This is a genomic window from Acetonema longum DSM 6540 (assembly GCF_000219125.1).
Lineage (GTDB): Bacteria > Bacillota > Negativicutes > Sporomusales > Acetonemataceae > Acetonema > Acetonema longum.
Window position 1 is genome coordinate 1 of sequence record NZ_AFGF01000281.1, and the last position, 955, is coordinate 955.

Consider the following 955-nt stretch of genomic DNA (forward strand, 5'->3'; position numbering starts at 1 on the left):
TTTTCCCTGGTGTCTCCAGAATGCATTGCGCCAAACGGGGGGGCATCCTCAGGGGTTAGACTATCTCGATCAGATTTGGATCAGACCATCAGCCAAGTCTTTCCAATATCCGCTAGGTATTTGATATATATTCCCGTTTGGCGGTAATAATAGAGTCTTATTTACTAGGTCATGCTTTAATTTTGAGTCTGATTGATTAAAATCGACTTCTTCCTCTAAAATTGGATACCAACCACTTTTAGAAATATTTTCCCACATTTCAATATTTAAACCAATGTATTCCTGTACAGCATTTATGAGTGTATCGTAGTCATTGTAATAGACATTAATAGTTAAACCACCTTCATCATATTCATAGACATTAAATTCAATCATTAATGTTGCATCATCCATTATTGTTACATCTCGCACATGCCCTGCATATTGATCTAATAAGCGCCTATCAACACAAATTGATTTATTCCTTCCCAGTTTAATGTACCTTATAATTTCGTCTTTATTCATTTTATCCTAATCACCTACTATAATTATTGTAGCTTTCTTGCCATTTGGTAACTTGATGTTATAGTGCGGGTTGTTAGCATGGTCTGAATTTTTAACCTCTGGATGCACCGGTCCCGTGGGGTCTTGTTTGTTAATCAAATCGCCCCTATAGGTTCCCTTAGGATCAGCAAATCCATCACGCATTCTACCGTCTGGATTAGGTAACTTTCCTGCTTCAGTTGCGGGCTTCAATTCGGGCATATTGTCTAGCAATTTTCGAGCTTCCTCATAAGTTTTAACTTTTACCTCTCCGCCATTTCTTAATGTCTCAATCTGCTGATTCTGAATATTAGTTAGACTACTAGCCGATCCCTGAGCAACCTTATTCGCTTCCTGGCGACTCGCCGGGACGGTTAGAAACCACTGAAAAACCCCCTGTTTTTAGCCGGTCAGGACCAATAGAGCGTGTTGA

The 955-nt window shown here is 39.4% G+C and carries 2 protein-coding genes; both read right to left on the minus strand.

Annotation, left to right across the window (positions count from 1 at the left end; genetic code table 11):
* Window positions 1–69 precede the first annotated feature (69 nt).
* Window positions 70–504 carry a hypothetical protein gene (locus ALO_RS20255; protein WP_004100021.1) on the minus strand — a complete coding sequence of 145 codons (435 nt, stop codon included), beginning with the start codon at window positions 502–504 and terminating at the stop codon, window positions 70–72.
* A gap of 6 nt (window positions 505–510) precedes the next feature.
* A complete protein-coding gene (locus tag ALO_RS20260) occupies window positions 511–756 on the minus strand; it encodes a hypothetical protein (RefSeq protein WP_004100023.1) in 246 nt (81 codons plus the stop codon).
* Window positions 757–955 lie beyond the last annotated feature (199 nt).

Bases quoted from the DNA above. Each gene is read 5' to 3' on its own strand.
- ALO_RS20255 (WP_004100021.1), bottom strand. From the start codon at position 504: ATGAATAAAGACGAAATTATAAGGTACATTAAACTGGGAAGGAATAAA.